Source organism: Caulobacter sp. GW822-FHT07D08 (assembly GCF_058798735.1).
Window position 1 is genome coordinate 85,218 of the sequence record NZ_JBXAKU010000012.1, and the last position, 14,640, is coordinate 99,857.

At 68.7% G+C, this 14,640-nt stretch carries 13 protein-coding genes; 7 read left to right on the plus strand and 6 right to left on the minus strand.

The window, feature by feature from the left end; genetic code table 11:
• Nucleotides 1–52: 52 nt before the first annotated feature.
• Nucleotides 53–820 (minus strand): HTH-type transcriptional regulator RutR, encoded by a 768-nt coding sequence (gene rutR / locus AC1RJ9_RS20355; protein ID WP_492839775.1) that lies wholly within the window; start codon nucleotides 818–820, stop codon nucleotides 53–55.
• 109 nt (nucleotides 821–929) lie between these two features.
• On the opposite strand from rutR, the gene rutB reads away from it, so the two are divergent.
• From rutB to rutA, 4 genes are all read left to right on the plus strand, one after another.
• The gene (gene rutB / locus AC1RJ9_RS20360; protein WP_492839776.1) at nucleotides 930–1,646 is read left to right on the plus strand and encodes a pyrimidine utilization protein B; all 717 of its coding nucleotides are present in this window, start codon (nucleotides 930–932) and stop codon (nucleotides 1,644–1,646) included.
• Between the two features lie 125 nt (nucleotides 1,647–1,771).
• Nucleotides 1,772–2,161 carry a pyrimidine utilization protein C gene (rutC, locus tag AC1RJ9_RS20365; protein WP_492839777.1) on the plus strand — a complete coding sequence of 130 codons (390 nt, stop codon included), beginning with the start codon at nucleotides 1,772–1,774 and terminating at the stop codon, nucleotides 2,159–2,161.
• The gene (rutD, locus tag AC1RJ9_RS20370) at nucleotides 2,158–2,967 is read left to right on the plus strand and encodes a pyrimidine utilization protein D (RefSeq protein WP_492839824.1); all 810 of its coding nucleotides are present in this window, start codon (nucleotides 2,158–2,160) and stop codon (nucleotides 2,965–2,967) included. Before rutC ends, rutD begins: the two co-directional genes overlap by 4 nt.
• Nucleotides 2,968–3,098: 131 nt before the next feature.
• The gene (rutA, locus tag AC1RJ9_RS20375; protein WP_492839778.1) at nucleotides 3,099–4,160 is read left to right on the plus strand and encodes a pyrimidine utilization protein A; all 1,062 of its coding nucleotides are present in this window, start codon (nucleotides 3,099–3,101) and stop codon (nucleotides 4,158–4,160) included.
• A gap of 115 nt (nucleotides 4,161–4,275) precedes the next feature.
• Here rutA and bamJ read toward each other — a convergent pair whose 3' ends face one another.
• From bamJ to AC1RJ9_RS20395, 4 genes are all read right to left on the minus strand, one after another.
• Nucleotides 4,276–4,794, minus strand: a complete 519-nt coding sequence (gene bamJ / locus AC1RJ9_RS20380) for a BamJ family beta-barrel-assembly machinery protein (protein ID WP_492839779.1) — start codon at nucleotides 4,792–4,794, stop codon at nucleotides 4,276–4,278.
• A gap of 201 nt (nucleotides 4,795–4,995) precedes the next feature.
• Nucleotides 4,996–5,661, minus strand: a complete 666-nt coding sequence (locus AC1RJ9_RS20385) for a response regulator (RefSeq protein WP_492839780.1) — start codon at nucleotides 5,659–5,661, stop codon at nucleotides 4,996–4,998.
• Complete coding sequence (locus AC1RJ9_RS20390) at nucleotides 5,658–7,817, minus strand: sensor histidine kinase (protein ID WP_492839781.1); 2,160 nt, start codon at nucleotides 7,815–7,817, stop codon at nucleotides 5,658–5,660. The genes AC1RJ9_RS20385 and AC1RJ9_RS20390 overlap by 4 nt, the downstream gene beginning before the upstream one ends.
• 105 nt (nucleotides 7,818–7,922) lie before the next feature.
• Nucleotides 7,923–10,046 carry an alpha-glucuronidase family glycosyl hydrolase gene (locus AC1RJ9_RS20395; protein WP_492839782.1) on the minus strand — a complete coding sequence of 708 codons (2,124 nt, stop codon included), beginning with the start codon at nucleotides 10,044–10,046 and terminating at the stop codon, nucleotides 7,923–7,925.
• 327 nt (nucleotides 10,047–10,373) lie between these two features.
• Between AC1RJ9_RS20395 and manD the strand changes: the two genes are divergently transcribed.
• From manD to AC1RJ9_RS20410, 3 genes are all read left to right on the plus strand, one after another.
• The gene (gene manD, locus AC1RJ9_RS20400; protein WP_492839783.1) at nucleotides 10,374–11,585 is read left to right on the plus strand and encodes a D-mannonate dehydratase ManD; all 1,212 of its coding nucleotides are present in this window, start codon (nucleotides 10,374–10,376) and stop codon (nucleotides 11,583–11,585) included.
• 154 nt (nucleotides 11,586–11,739) lie between these two features.
• Nucleotides 11,740–12,489: a FadR/GntR family transcriptional regulator gene (locus AC1RJ9_RS20405; protein ID WP_492839784.1), complete on the plus strand. Its 750-nt coding sequence runs from the start codon at nucleotides 11,740–11,742 to the stop codon at nucleotides 12,487–12,489.
• Nucleotides 12,490–12,682: 193 nt separating this feature from the next.
• Complete coding sequence (locus AC1RJ9_RS20410; protein WP_492839785.1) at nucleotides 12,683–13,756, plus strand: acyltransferase family protein; 1,074 nt, start codon at nucleotides 12,683–12,685, stop codon at nucleotides 13,754–13,756.
• Between the two features lie 157 nt (nucleotides 13,757–13,913).
• Here the strand turns inward: AC1RJ9_RS20410 and AC1RJ9_RS20415 are convergent, their stop codons facing one another.
• A complete protein-coding gene (locus AC1RJ9_RS20415; protein WP_492839786.1) occupies nucleotides 13,914–14,618 on the minus strand; it encodes an HAD family hydrolase in 705 nt (234 codons plus the stop codon).
• Nucleotides 14,619–14,640: the final 22 nt, after the last annotated feature.

Below are 14,640 nucleotides of genomic sequence, written 5' to 3' on the forward strand. Positions count from 1 at the left end.
CATGATGAACAACCGCGTTCGCCGGAAGGTGACGTGTGGACGCAGCTCAGGCCTAGCGCGGCCTTAAGCCCTCCAGGACCAGCGCCGTCACCGCCGCCCGGGTTTCTTCCATGAAATTCTTGTCGGACAATGACTTACCGGTCAGGGCGCGCACCTGGACGGCGAAGTCGGCATAGTGCTGGGTCAGGGCCCATAGGGCGAAGATCAGGTGCGGCGGGTCCACCGGGGCAAGCCTGCCCGCCGCCGCCCACGCCGCGATCACCGTGACCTTGGCGTCGAACACTGCCTTCAGGGGCCCCGCGAGCACCGGCCTCAGCAGCGGCGCGCCGCGCAGCATCTCCAGGGCGAACAGCCGCGAGACCTCCGGATGGTCGCGGCTGAGCGCCAGCTTGGCGTCGATCAGGGCGGCGATGGCCTCGGCGGGGTCGTCGCCCTCGCTGAAGCGGCTCAGGGGCGCCAGCCACAGGGACAGCCCCTGCTCCAGCACCGCCACGTACAGGGCCTCCTTGGTCGGGTGGTAGTAGAGGAGGTTGGCCTTGGAGATCCCGGCCGCCTGGGCGATGGCCTCGACGCTGGCGCCGTCCAGGCCGAGGCGCGCGAAGACGCCCAGCGCGGCCTTCAGGATGGCGGCCTTGCGGGCCTCGCCGGCCCTTTGGCGAGGACCGGGGCTGCGGCCGCCCCTTGGCGTTTCGGCCGCCTCGCTGTCGCCCACGCTTTGAGCGGCCTTGACCAGCTCGCGGGCGCCGGACGCGCGCTTGGACGCCGGTTTGCCAGCGGCCTTGCGCGACGGCTTGACGGTCTTGGCGGCGGCGTCGGTCATGCCAGCTCGAACTTGGACCATTTGGTCAAACATGGACCGAACGGTTCGGATTGCAACGTTACGCGGGATGGTATTCCATGCCCCTCGGACATCACAAGGCGCCGCGTCGATGAGCTCTCCGATCACCCCGCTTTCGCCCGGCGCGATCATGCTGCCCGCGCGGCCCGAGCCGATCCCGGTCGACCCGAAGACGACGGCGGTGATCGTCATCGACATGCAGAACGCCTACGCCTCCAAGGGCGGCTATCTCGATCTGGCCGGCTTCGACATCTCGGGGGCCGCGAAGGTGATCCAGGAGATCAAGGCCATCCTGCCCGTGGCCCGCGCCGCCGGGATGCAGGTCATCTATTTCCAGAACGGCTGGGACGACCAATATGTGGAAGCTGGCGGTCCCGGCTCGCCCAACTGGTGGAAGTCCAACGCCCTGAAGACCATGCGCGCCCGGCCCGAACTGCGGGGCAAGCTGCTGGCGCGCGGCCAGTGGGACTACGAGCTGGTCGACGACCTCAAGCCCGAGCCGGGCGACATCCAGCTGCACAAGACCCGCTACAGCGGCTTCTTCAACAGCCAGCTGGACAGCGTGCTGCGGGCGCGCGGCATCCGCCACCTAGTGTTCGTCGGCATCGCCACCAATGTCTGCGTCGAGTCGACCCTGCGCGACGGCTTCTTCCTCGAATATTTCGGGACCGTGCTGGAAGACGCGACCCACCAGGCGGGCCCCGACTTCGTGCAGAAGGCGGCGCTGTTCAACATCGAGAGCTTCTTCGGCTGGGTCTCGACGACGGCGGATTTCAAGGGAGCGTTTGGGCAGCTGGCGCCGGAGTAGCGCAGCCCCCTCCGGCGCTCCGCGCCACCTCCCCCATAAAGGGGGAGGAGAACCTAGGCCCTGCTCCCCTTCATGGGGGAGCTGTCGGCGAAGCCGACTGAGGGGGCAGCACAGAGGAGAATACCATGCCCAAGACCGTCATCACCCCGCCGGGCACAGGCACGCCCATCGCCCCGTTCTCGCCCGGGACCCTGGCCGACGGGATCGTCTACGTCTCGGGCACCCTGGCCTTCGACAAGGACAACAACGTCGCCTTCCCCGACGACGCCGAGGCCCAGACCCGGCAGGTGCTGGAGACCATCAAGTCGGTGATCGAGACCGCCGGCGGCACGATGGAGGACGTGACCATGAACCACATCTTCCTGACCGACTGGAGCTTCTACCAGACGATCAACAAGGTCTATGCCGAGTACTTCCCCGGCGACAAACCCGCCCGCTACTGCATCCAGTGCGGCCTGGTGAAGCCCGGTTTCGTGGTCGAGATCGCCTCGGTCGCGCACATCGGGAAGCGCTGAGCGCGATGACCTCCGGCACGGTCGACGGCCTCCATTATGAACTGCACGGCGGACCGGTCGCCGGCCGCGAGGTCGTGCTGCTGTCGTCGGGTCTGGGCGGCTCGGGCGCGTTCTGGGCCCCGCAGATGGCGGCCCTGACCGAGCGTTGGCCGGTCGTGCTGTACGACCATCGCGGCACGGGCCGCAGCGTCCGCGAGCTGCCAGACGACTATACCGTCGCCCATATGGCCGACGACATGGTCAAGGTGATGGACGCCCTGGGCCTGGCGAAAGCCCACGTGGTCGGCCACGCGGCCGGCGGCAACGCGGGCCTGCAGCTCGCGCTGGACCAGCCCGATCGCCTGGGCAAGCTGGTGGTGGTCAACGGCTGGTCGCGGCCCGATCCGCACATCAGGCGCTGTTTCGACACCCGAATCCATCTGCTGAACGACAGCGGACCGGAAGCCTATGTCCACGCCCAGCCGATCTTCCTCTATCCGGCCGACTGGATCTCGCGGAATGACGCCCGCCTGCAGGCCGAGGAGCCCCACCACGTGGCCAGCTTCCCGCCGCGCGACGTGATGCTGGCCCGGATCAACGCCCTGCTGGCCTTCGACGTCGACGCGCGGCTGGAGGAGATCACCCACCGGGTGCTGATCAGCGCCAGCGCCGACGACATGCTGGTGCCGCCCAGTTGCTCTCAGCGCCTGGCCGGTCGCCTGCCCAACGCCGACTACCAGGTCGCCGCCTGGGGCGGCCACGGCTTCACCGTCACCGATCCCGAGACCTTCAACGAAGGTCTGATCAAGTTTCTGGAGGGGGCGTGAGCGTGCGCCGCCCTCTTCCCTGTCATCCCGGCCGTAGCGCGCAGCGCGAAGAGCCGGGACCGCAACAAACGCCGGGGCTTCCGGCGGTCCCGGCTTTCGCCGGGATGACAAAGTAAGAGAGGGGTACTTCCATGCAGGTCGGCGTCTTCATCCCCATCGGCAACAATGGCTGGCTGATCTCGGAGAATGCTCCGCAGTACATGCCCAGCTTCGCGCTGAACAAGGAGATCACCCAGAAGGCCGAGAAGTACGGCTTCGACTTCGCGCTCTCGATGATCAAGCTGCGCGGGTTCGGCGGCAAGACGCAGTTCTGGGAGCACAATCTCGAGAGCTTCACCCTGATGTCGGGCCTGGCGGCCGTGACCTCTAAGATCAAGATCTTCGCCACCGTGGCCACCCTGACCATCCCGCCGGCCATCGTGGCGCGCATGGCCTCGACCATCGACTCGATCGCCCCGGGCCGCTTCGGCATCAACCTGGTGACCGGCTGGCAGAAGGCCGAGTACAGCCAGATGGGCCTGTGGCCGGGCGAGGCGCACTATACCGACCGCTACAACTACCTGGCCGAATACACGACCGTGCTGAAGGACCTGCTGGAGACGGGGGTGTCCGACTTCAAGGGCAAGTACTTCACCATGGACGACTGCCGGGTCAGCCCGCACCCGAAGGAGACCAAGCTGATCTGCGCCGGCTCGTCCGACGAGGGCCTGGCCTTCACCGCGCAATACGCCGACTACAGCTTCGCCCTGGGCAAGGGGACCAACACGCCCACCGCCTTCGCCAGCGTCAACAAGCGGCTGGAAGCGGCCGCCGAGAAGACCGGCCGCGACGTGCAGTCGTTCATCCTGTTCATGATCATCGCCGACGAGACCGACGAGAAGGCCATGGCCAAGTGGCAGTCCTACCGCGACGGCGCGGACCAGGAGGCGCTGGCCTGGCTGACCCAGCAGGCGGCCCCGAACGCCAAGGCCGGCGCCACGACCAACACCACCCAGTTGGCCGCGCCGGAATCGGCGGTGAACCTCAACATGGGCACGCTGGTCGGCAGCTATGAGAGCATCGCCCGGATGATGGACGAGATCGCCGCCGTGCCCGGCACGGCCGGGGTGCTGCTGACCTTCGACGACTTCGTGAAGGGCGTCGAGGATTTTGGGGAGCGGATCCAGCCGCTGATGAAGAGCCGGCAAAAATAAGCCCTCCCCCTTGATGGGGGAGGGTTGGGTGGGGGTGAGCACGGCCGTGCAGGCGGGACCGCCGTATCACCCCCATCCCCTGCCCTTCCCCCATCAAGGGGGAAGGGAGATAAAATTAGTCCACCGCCAGCATCCCGATCAGCTGCAGGCGGAACACCAGCACGCTGTCCGGCGGGATCTCGCCCATGTCGCGGGGGCCGTAGCCCAGCTCCGAGGGAATGTAGAGGGTCCACTCGTCGCCGACCTTCATCTTCGGCAGGGCTTCCAGCCAGCCCTGGATCAGGCCGTCGGCTGGCATGATCGCCGCCTTGCCGCGCGCGAAGCTCGAGTCAAACACCGTGCCGTCCAGCAGCTTGCCCTCGTAGTGGACCTTGACGATGTCGCCGAGCTTGGGCGACGGGCCGGTCTTCGGGCCCGAGGTCACGACCTTGTACTGCAGGCCCGACGGCAGGGTGACCACGCCCGGGGCCTTGGCGTTCGTCGCCAGGAAGGCCTTGCCGGCCAGGGCGTTGGCCGAGGGGCCGGCGTTCAGCTGCGGCGGGGCCGACGGCTGGGGCGTCTGGGCGTGGGCCGCGCCGGCGGCGAGGAAGGTCATTGCAGCCATTGGGGCGGCCAAGGTGGCGAGAAGGCGCATCAAGGGTCTTTCGAACGCTGGTGTCAGTGAGCGACACCGTAGCGATCCTTGAGCGGAACTTCGCGGCGAAATTTTGGGCTTTGAAAACTGTCATCCCGGCCAAGCGCGTAGCGCGCCGAGCCGGGACCGCCGGAAGCGCTGCGCCTGTCGCGGTCCCGGGTCTTCGCTACGCTTCGCCCGGGATGACAAGGATTGGTAGCCCTAGACCAGCCCCCGCTTCTGCGCCTCCAGCGCCGCCTCGGCCCGGGAGCAGATGTTGAGCTTGCGGTAGATCGCCTTGACGTACCCCGCCACGGTCAGCTCGGTGACGCCCATGACCTTGGCCGCCTCGCCCGAGCGCAGGCCCCGGCCGATCAGGCGCAGCACCTCGGTCTCGCGCGGGGTCAGGGCCGCCTCGGGCTCGACCGTCTGGATCAGAACCGGCCGGGCGCGGAAGTAGTCCAGCATCCGCCGCGCCACCGCTGGCGACAGCGGAGTCTCGCCGGCCTCCAGGCGGCGCAGGTAGCGCACCAGTTCGTCGCGGCCCATGTCCTTGAGCAGGTAGCCCCCCGCCCCCGCCGCGATGGCGTCGAACAGGTGGTGGTCGTCGGCGTAGATGGTCACCACCACCGACCGCGTCGCCCCGCCCGAGCGCTCGGCCAGATCGCGCAGGAAGTCGACGCCGCGTCCGTCCGGCAGGGCCAGGTCGACCAAGGCCAGGTCCGGCGCCCCGTCGCACAGAAACGAGCGGGCCTCGGCCAGATCCGCCGCGCCGCGCGCGACCACGCCGGGAAACGCCTCGGACAGGGCCGCCAGCAGGTGCTCGCGGGTCTCGGACTGGTCTTCCAGGACGAGGGCCGTGCCGGGGGCGTTGGGAGCAAGGGTCATGCCGGGGCGCTCGCATCGACGGGCGTAGACAGCCGGACCACCGTCCCCTTCGTGGTTTCGGGAAACGCCACCGTCCCGCCGATCTCGCCCAGCCGCCGCTCCAGGTTGGCCAGGCCGCTGCGGCGGCCCCCCGCTTCGCGCGGCAAGCCGACGCCGTCGTCGCTGAGGGTCAGCTCCAGCCGGCCGGCGTCTTCGTGAACCGTGACGGCCACGGTGGTCGCGCCGGCGTGGCGGATGGCGTTGGAGATCACCTCGCGCACGGCCGAGGTCAGGTTCTTGTAGACGCGATAGGGCGCGGTCACGCCGGGATCGGCCAGCTCGACCGGCGGCCAGTCCAGGGCGATGCCGGCCGCCTCCAGCCGCTCGGCGGTCTCGTGGCGCAGGTCGGCCAGCGCCGCCTCCAGCGGCAGGTCCTGGCCCGACAGGCCCGAGACGATGGCCCGCAGGTCGCCGATCGCCCCGCGCACGGCCTCGCGCGTCTGGGACAGGTCCTGGCGGTGCAGGCCCGACAGCAGGCGCGCGCCGACGTCGTCGTGCAGGTCGCGGGCGATGCGCAGGCGTTCCTCGACCACGCCCCGGGCATAGGCGTCGCGGCCTTCCTCGATCTGGCTCAGAAGGCTCACCAGCTGGTCGGCCAGCTGGACCTGCGCCGTGCCGAACAGGCCCCGCCCCCGGAACGGGAAGCGCAGGGTCAGCGCCGTGGTCCCGGCGGCGGCGGGCAGGCCCAAGGCCACGCCCTCCTCGAGGATCTCGGCCTTGGTGTTGGTCGCCAGGGCGGGGGCGATCTCCAGCGGCTCATAGACCTTGGACAGCAGCGCCTTCCAGGCGTCCGCCCGCGCCTCGGCCCCGTGGATCAGGGCGACCTGGGCCACGGCGGCGAACATCTCGTGATCCTTCAAGGTCTTGCGGCCGATGGTCCGCCGCCACAGCACGTCGCGGAACGGCAGGTAGGCGAAAGCCACGACCAGCAGCGACACGCCCAGCGCCGTGCCGGGAGCCGCGCCAAGGGCGGTGATCAGCAGACCGTCCAGGGCCAGCATGGCCGCGCCGGCGCTGAGGTAGAACAGGATCCGGAACGCCCACTGGTCCAGCTCGAACAGGCGGTGGCGGCGCAGGCCCACGGCCATGCCGACATAGATGATCACGAAGAAGCCCAGCGAGAAGCGCGGGTCCAGGAACGGCCGCATCCCCAGGGCGATCGGCACGGCGACATTGCCGATGAAGGCCCCCGCCCCGACGATCACCGACAGGCCCAGCCAGCGGGTGGCGGCCATGGCGGCGGGGTCCTTGCGGCTGGCGAAAGCCTGGAGGGCGATGGCCACGATGATCAGGGCCATCTCGATCGAGGTGACCGCCTGGCCCATGCTCTCGACTGACGGATTGCCGGGCAGCAGCGGCGTCAGCGCCCAGGCCAGCACCCACAGCGGCGCCAGCAGCATGACCGGCAGCTTGGTGACCCGCTTGGGATAGGCCAGGAAGAAGGCGATCATCGCCCCGCCATAGGCCACGGCGCCGGTCATGTTCAGGCGCGCGGCGATGGTCGCCAGCGTCCCGTCCATGACCAGCTCGACACTGGAATTGACCGCCCAGCCGAAGGTGAAGGCCAGCATCGACAGGCCCGTCAGGGCGAACAGCTGGGTGGACAGCTCGCGCGGCCGCAGGGCCCAGACCCAGCCGACGATCAGGGCCGCGATCAGGCCAAACGCCAGATTGGCCCAGAACTCCGCGCCCAGGGCCGACAGCGGCCGGGCGCGGCCGTCCAGGGTGACGACCCGCTGGGCGCCGTCTTGACCGGCCAGGCGCAGCACCCGAGGCTCGGCGCTCAGGGCTTGGGCGAAGGCGTCCTCGCGGCGGGCCTGTTCGCGCGCCTGGGTCTGGGTGGCGGGCGTCTCGAGGCCGCCGATCTCGGCGGCCCGCAGGGCGGGCGCGGCGCGGTCGCCGCCGACCCCGGCCATGCGATCGCCAATCTTGGCCCCGACGCGGTCCAGCGGCCCGCCGGGCGTGAGGCGGGTGATCACCACGGCCCCGTCGGGCCGGACGGTGAAGTCCGCGCCCAGCCACGGCGGGCTCATCGCCATCCAGACGCCGATCAGCGCCGTCGCCACGCACAGCAGGACGACGCCGAGCAGCAGGGTCGTGGGGGACGAGGCGCGCATCCGGTCTTGCTGAAAACGATTGGGACGCAGACCTTGGGACAGGACCAGCGCGACCGCAACCTTCACGGAACGGCGTTACGAAGACACCCCCAGTTCTGGGGGTTGCTACTGCCCGTTGCCTGGCGCCCAGGGAAACTCCAGGCTCTCGTAGTACTGCAGCGACTTGGCCGGAGCCTTTTCCCCCGGCGGCAGCGGACGCTTCGAGAAGCTTCCGAACCACGCCACCGAGGCATCGCGCCACCACTGGGCCTCGTCGCGCTGGATCTTCAGGTAGTCGGCGACCTCCTTGTGGCGCTCGGCGTCGACATACGGCGTCAGGCCCGCCCAGGTCTTCTCCATGCCGTCGACATACGCGACGCCCCGGCCGTAGTGTTTGACCATGCCGTCCCACAGGGTGTCGCCGGACTTCAGGCGGTAGTCCCAGGGCAGGTGGTGGAACCACAGCAGGTCCTTCTCGTCGACGCATTTGAGGTCGGCGAAGCAGGCCCCCACGGCCGGCGCGTACTGGGCCGTGGCGTTGCTGCCCGAGGGGGTGCGGTCGAAGCCGATCCCGTCCGGGCCGGCCTTGGCGTAGTAGACGCTGGTCCAGTCGGCGCGCGGACCGCCGCTGACCCAGGGACCGGGGCCATAGTGGTGCCCCTCGCCCATCTGGTGGTGCAAACCCAGCGGGGTCATGTAGTCCACCGCCGCCTCGCGCGAGCCCATCATCATGTCAACGACCGGCTTCACCAGGCGCGGGTCATCGCCGAAGGTCATCTTCGTCCAGTCGGTGGCGATGTCCTTGGCCGAAGCTTCCGGATCCCAGGCCAGACGCCCGAAGGCGTACCAGTTGGCCTGGTCGAACTGCGAGCCGCTCCAGTTGCGGTCGCTGCCGATATTGGCCACCCCGGCCATCACCGTCAGCTTGCGGTCGTCCAGCGTCCCGTCGACCACCTTGGCCACGGTCGAGCCCTTGCCGTGGGCCATGGTGTCGGCGCGCAGGGTCTCCTCGAACAGCGGGCCCAGATAGACGAGGTGGGTCGAGAAGCCGAGATATTCCTTGGTGATCTGGAACTCCATGCCGAGGTTCGACTTCGGCATGGCCCCGAACAGCGGGTGGAACGGCTCGCGCGGCTGGAAGTCGATGGCGCCGTTCTTGACCTGGATGACGACGTTGTCGCGGAACTGGCCGTCGAAGGGCTTGAACTCCGAATAGCCCTGCTTGGCGCGGTCGTCGGGCTGCTCGTGCGAATAGACGAAGGCGCGCCAGATCACGACGCCGCCGTGCGGTCCCACCGCGTCGGCCAGCATGTTGGCCCCGTCGACATGGGTGCGGCCATAGTCCTGCGGCCCCGGCTGGCCCTCCGAATTGGCCTTGACCAGGAAACCGCCGAAGTCGGGAATGGCCTTGTAGATCTCGTCGGCCTTGGCCTTCCAGAAGGCGGCGACGGCCGGGTCCAGCGGGTCGGCGGTCTTCAGGCCGCCCAGCTCGACCGGCGCCGACCAGCGGGCCGACAGATAGACCTTGACGCCATAGGGCCGGAACGTGTCGGCCAGGGCGGCGGCCTTGGCGATATAGGCCGGGGTCAGGCTGTCGGCCTTGGCGTTGACGTTGTTCAGCACCGTGCCGTTGATGCCGATCGAGGCGTTGGCGCGGGCGTAGTCGACCATGCGCGGGTCGACGTGGCCGGGCAGCCGCCACCAGTCGAAGATCGACTGGCCGGAATAGCCGCGCTCGACGTGGCGATTGAGGTTGTCCCAGTGGTTCAGCATGCGCAGCTTGACCTTGGGAACCGAGGTGATGTCGAGGTTATCCACAGGCCGCCGGGTCTGGATCAGTTCCAGATAGCGGAAGACGCCGTAGAGGACGCCGACGTCCTTGTTGGCCGAGATCACCGTGGTCTTCCGGCCGTTCACCGCCTGGGTGCGGATCCGGTAGCCCTCGTCGCCCAGGCCCTTCGCAGGCTCGACGGTCAGTTGGATGACCCCGTCGCGGACGCCCGCGGCGGCGCTGGCGGGCTTGCCGACCAGGCCGGCCAGACCGCGCTCCAGCTCGGCCCGGGCGACCTTCAGGGTCGGGGTGTCGGGGGCCAGGGAACTTGGGGGCGCGATGGCGGCGGCGCGGGCGGCATAGGCCGGCCGGGCGCTGGCCTCGACGGGCCGATAGCGGAGCCAGAGGTCGTAGCCGTCCTCCGCCCGGGCGGTTGTCGCCACGAGCATGAGACCCAGCGCCAAGGCCAGAAGCCGCATCCGTTTCACTCCCACTTTCTCCCGATTTCCCCGGCGAAGGCCGGGGCCCAGATACGGCTGGAGCCTGAGCCATTCCTGGCGCCGCTCAGCCTTACGATCTGGGTCCCGGCCTTCGCCGGGAAGATCGGCTCATTTGAAACTTGAACCACGCCAAAAAGGTCGGGTCACCAAAGTCATAGTGGTCAGACCACTGGGTTGACAACCCTTATGGTACCGGTAAACCGATAGGCGGGGAGGAAGATGGACGCCGCGCGCCTGGTTTCGGGCGGGCCTCCGGTCTTTCGGTCCCGACAAACGATTGCAGACAAAGCGTCCCCCAAGGCCACCATGCCCAAGATCATCGCCGCCAAGACCATCGTCACGTGCCCGGGGCGCAATTTCGTGACCCTGAAGATCGTGACCGACGAAGGTGTGTACGGCATCGGCGACGCGACCCTGAACGGCCGCGAACTGGCCGTCGAGGCCTATCTCTCCCAGCACGTCATCCCCTGCCTGATCGGCCGCGACGCCCACCAGATCGAGGACATCTGGCAGTACCTCTACAAGGGCGCCTACTGGCGTCGGGGACCGGTGACCATGGCCGCCATCGCCGCGGTCGACATGGCGCTGTGGGACATCAAGGGCAAGATCGCCGGCCTGCCCGTGTATCAACTCCTGGGCGGCGCCTGCCGCACGGGCGTGATGGTCTATGGCCACGCCAATGGCGAGACGATCGACGAGACCCTCGACAACGCCGCCCACTACGCGGCCCTGGGCTACAAGGCCATCCGCCTGCAGACCGGCGTGCCGGGCATGCCGGGAGCCTATGGCGTCTCCAAGGACCGCTTCTTCTACGAGCCGGCCGACAGCGACCTGCCCAAGGAGACCATCTGGTCGACCGAGCGCTATCTGCGCACCGCGCCGGACCTGTTCGCCGCGGCGCGCGAGCGATTGGGCTGGGACCTGCACCTGCTGCACGACGTCCACCACCGCCTGACCCCGATCGAGGCCGCGCGCCTGGGCAAGGATCTGGAGCCCTACCGGCTGTTCTGGATGGAGGACGCCGTCCCGGCCGAGAACCAGGGCAGCTTCCGGATCATCCGCCAGCACACCACCACGCCGCTGGCCGTCGGCGAGATCTTCAACTCGGTCTGGGACTGCAAGCAGCTGATCGAGGAGCAGTTGATCGACTACATCCGCGCCACGGTGGTCCATGCCGGCGGCATCACGCATCTGAAGAAGCTGGCCAGCTTCGCCGACCTGCACCACGTGCGCACCGGCTGCCACGGGGCCACCGACCTGTCGCCGGTCTGCATGGGCGCGGCCCTGCACTTCGACCTGTCGATCCCCAATTTCGGCATCCAGGAATATATGCGCCACACGCCCGAGACGGACGCGGTGTTCCCCCACGCCTACAGCTTCAGCGACGGCATGTTGCACCCCGGCGAGGCGCCGGGCCTGGGCGTCGACATCGACGAGGATCTGGCGGCCAAATACCCCTACCAGCGCGCCTATCTGCCGGTCGCCCGCCGCCTGGACGGCTCGATGCACGACTGGTGAGACCTTGGTCAGGCCTCGGGAGCGGGAAAACCTGACCTCCCGGCGGAGAGAGGTGAAAAAACAGAACAATTCGCGCCGGTCCCCGTGGTAGGGAATTGGGGTCCCGACAACGCCCCATTTGGGCAAACGCGTCCTTCCGAGCCTCCGCCCCGACATGTCAGACAACGTCAAGCTCTACCGCAGGATCGCCGACTCCGTGGCCGACGCCATCGAGGCCGGACAGTACAAGCTGGGCGACCGCCTGCCGACCGAGCGGGAACTGGCCGAGCAGTTCGGGGTCTCGCGCCCGACCCTGCGCGAGGCGATGATCGCCCTTGAGATGCTGGGCATGATCGAGGCCCGCCACGGCCTGGGCATCTATGTCACCGGCAATGTCCGCCCCCAGGCCCCCTCGGCCGAGATCGACTTCGAGATCGGCGCCTTCGAGCTGATCGAGGCCCGCCGCCTGTTCGAGGGCGAGGCCGCCGCCCTGGCCGCCACCTCGATCACCGACGAACAGATCGGCGAGTTGGAAGGCTTGCTGGAGCGCATGCGCGTCGAGGAGGAGATCCGGGGCGAGGACGCCGACCGCGACTTCCACCTCACCATCGCCCGCGCCACCGGCAACGGCGCGATCATCGCCACGATCGAGAACCTCTGGGATTGGCGCAACCGCTCGTCCCTGGCCCGCAACATCCTGACGCGCGCGCGCGGCATGGGGCTGGAACCCCGGATCGTCGAGCACCGCCGGGTGGTCGACGCCCTGAAGGCGCGCGATCCGGCCGCCGCCCGCCAGGCGATGCGCGACCACCTGGAACGGGTGATCGACCACCTGCTGCACGCGACCGAGACCGAAGCCGTGCAGAAGGCCCAGCAGGAGACCAAGGCCCGACGCAACGCGATCGCCAAAAGGGTGGCGATCTAGGAGCCTTCCCGATCCTCCCCCTTTTGGGGGAGGTGGATCGACGCGGATACGCGGCGAGACGGAGGGGACGGCGCAGGCCCCAATAGCGCCGCGGCTAACCCCCTCCACCGCCGTTCGGCGGTCCCCCTCCCCCAAGAGGGGGAGGAGAGACGAACCCCATGACGCGCTCGCCGCTCCGTGGCACAGCTAGGCCATGCGCCTCCCCGCCCTGAAACCCGATTCCGACCAGATGCTGCACCTGGACGCCCTGCGCATCGTCGGGGCGCTGATGATCGTGGTCTTCCACTTCAACCGCTTCATCAATCTGGACGGTCGCTGGCAGGCGGCCGACGACACGATCAAGAGCTTCAGCCTGATCGTCGACCTGTTCTTCCTGATCTCGGGCTACGTGATGGCCGCGATCTATACCGGTCGCCTGACCACCGTCGCCAGGTACCGCGACTTCCTGCAGAAGCGCGTCGCGCGGCTGGGTCCGCTGCACTGGGCGACGATGCTGGTGTTCGTGGCCATCGCCGCCCTCGGCTGGGCCGGGGTGCTGAACGAGCGGGATCCGTCGCGCTACGACGTCTCCTGCATCGCCCAGAACGTCCTCTTCATCCACGCCTGGGGCACGTGCCACGCCCAGACCTGGAACTTCGTCAGCTGGGCGATCAGCGCCGAGATGGGGATGTACGTCGCCCTGCCGCTGCTCTTCTGGATCACCGCCCGAGGCTGGCAGGCCACGGCGGCTGTCGCCTTCGGCAGCCTGGCCCTGCTGCTGTGGATCTCGCGCACCGGCGAGACCTTCTCGCAATGGACCTACGATTTCGGCGTCGCCCGCGCCGTGCCCGGCTTCATGCTGGGCATGCTGGCGTTCCAGCTGAAGGACGTGCTGGCGAAACTGCCGTTCGCCCGGTTCGTGATGTGGGCCCTGCTGGCGGCGTTCTTCGTCGCGTCCTGGGCGGGGGCGTCGCGGACCACCTTGCTGTTCCTGATCTACGCCGTCGGCCTGGCCGGCGTCGCCGCCGACGCGGCGGGCGTGCAGGGCGGGGTGAGCGCGCGGCTGGCCCCGTGGGCGCAGCTCAGCTTCAGCCTCTACCTGCTGCACCCGATCGCGCTGAAGATCGCGCTGAACTGGGTGGGGCTGGGGATGTGGGGGCTGAACGGCGACGCCATGCGGCTGTGGTGCCTGCTGTGGGTCGTGCTGTTGATCCCGGCGGCGTATCTGTCGCTGATCGGGTTCGAGCGGCCGGCGCGGGATGCGTTGGCCAAACTCGGGAAACGCTGAACGCGCTCCCTCTCTCTTAGAGAGAGGGTTGGGGTGAGTGGTTACGGCGCCTGACGGAGTGCCGGCACGCCGTCGACCGGCGTACCCACTCACCCTCCCACCGCTGCGCGGCGGGCCCCTCCCTCTCTCCATGAGAGAGGGGTTCAAAATGCTTGGCTCAGCCCTGCGCGATCCGATCCACCCACCCCGGCAACTCGCTGATGCTGCCCAGCTCCGCGTAGCGTTCGTGCCCCACCGGCGCCTCGGCCGCCTCGTGCGACCAGACCAGCGGATAGGGGATCAGCGCGCCCCAGCAGCCCGCCTCCAGCGCCGGCAGGATGTCCGAGCGCATCGAGTTGCCGGCCATCACCGCCTGCTCGGCGCCCGTGCCGTAGCGGTCGAAGACCCGGCGATAGGTGCCGGCGTCCTTCTCGGACACGATCTCGACGGCCACGAAGTAGTCCCCCAGCCCCGACGAGGCCAGCTTCTGCTCCTGGTGCAGCAAATCGCCCTTGGTGATCAGGATCAGGCGGTAGCGGTCCGACAGCTCGGCCAGGGCCTTGTCGACGCCCGACAGCGGCTCGATCGGCTCGGTCAGCATCTCGCGGCCGACGGCCAGGATCTCGCGGATCACACGGGTGTCGACGCGGCCGTCGGTGACCTCCAGCGCCGTCTCGATCATCGACAGGGTGAAGCCCTTGGCCCCGTAGCCATAGACCCGCAGGTTGCGCTTCTCGACGGCCAGCAGCTGGTGCTCGATCTTCTCGGGATCGCCGTGATCGGACAGCAGGTCCAGGAACCGCGCGTGGGACAGCCGGAACTTGCTCTCGCAGTGCCAGAGGGTGTCGTCGGCGTCGACGCCGACGGTGGTGATGGTGCTCATTGAGGCAGCCATAGCAAAACGG

Bases quoted from the DNA above. Each gene is read 5' to 3' on its own strand.
- rutR (WP_492839775.1), bottom strand. From the start codon at position 820: ATGACCGACGCCGCCGCCAAGACCGTCAAGCCGTCGCGCAAGGCCGCT.
- rutB (WP_492839776.1), top strand. From the start codon at position 930: ATGAGCTCTCCGATCACCCCGCTTTCGCCCGGCGCGATCATGCTGCCC.
- rutC (WP_492839777.1), top strand. From the start codon at position 1,772: ATGCCCAAGACCGTCATCACCCCGCCGGGCACAGGCACGCCCATCGCC.
- rutA (WP_492839778.1), top strand. From the start codon at position 3,099: ATGCAGGTCGGCGTCTTCATCCCCATCGGCAACAATGGCTGGCTGATC.
- bamJ (WP_492839779.1), bottom strand. From the start codon at position 4,794: ATGCGCCTTCTCGCCACCTTGGCCGCCCCAATGGCTGCAATGACCTTC.
- AC1RJ9_RS20385 (WP_492839780.1), bottom strand. From the start codon at position 5,661: ATGACCCTTGCTCCCAACGCCCCCGGCACGGCCCTCGTCCTGGAAGAC.
- AC1RJ9_RS20390 (WP_492839781.1), bottom strand. From the start codon at position 7,817: ATGCGCGCCTCGTCCCCCACGACCCTGCTGCTCGGCGTCGTCCTGCTG.
- AC1RJ9_RS20395 (WP_492839782.1), bottom strand. From the start codon at position 10,046: ATGCGGCTTCTGGCCTTGGCGCTGGGTCTCATGCTCGTGGCGACAACC.
- manD (WP_492839783.1), top strand. From the start codon at position 10,374: ATGCCCAAGATCATCGCCGCCAAGACCATCGTCACGTGCCCGGGGCGC.
- AC1RJ9_RS20405 (WP_492839784.1), top strand. From the start codon at position 11,740: ATGTCAGACAACGTCAAGCTCTACCGCAGGATCGCCGACTCCGTGGCC.
- AC1RJ9_RS20410 (WP_492839785.1), top strand. From the start codon at position 12,683: ATGCGCCTCCCCGCCCTGAAACCCGATTCCGACCAGATGCTGCACCTG.
- AC1RJ9_RS20415 (WP_492839786.1), bottom strand. From the start codon at position 14,618: ATGAGCACCATCACCACCGTCGGCGTCGACGCCGACGACACCCTCTGG.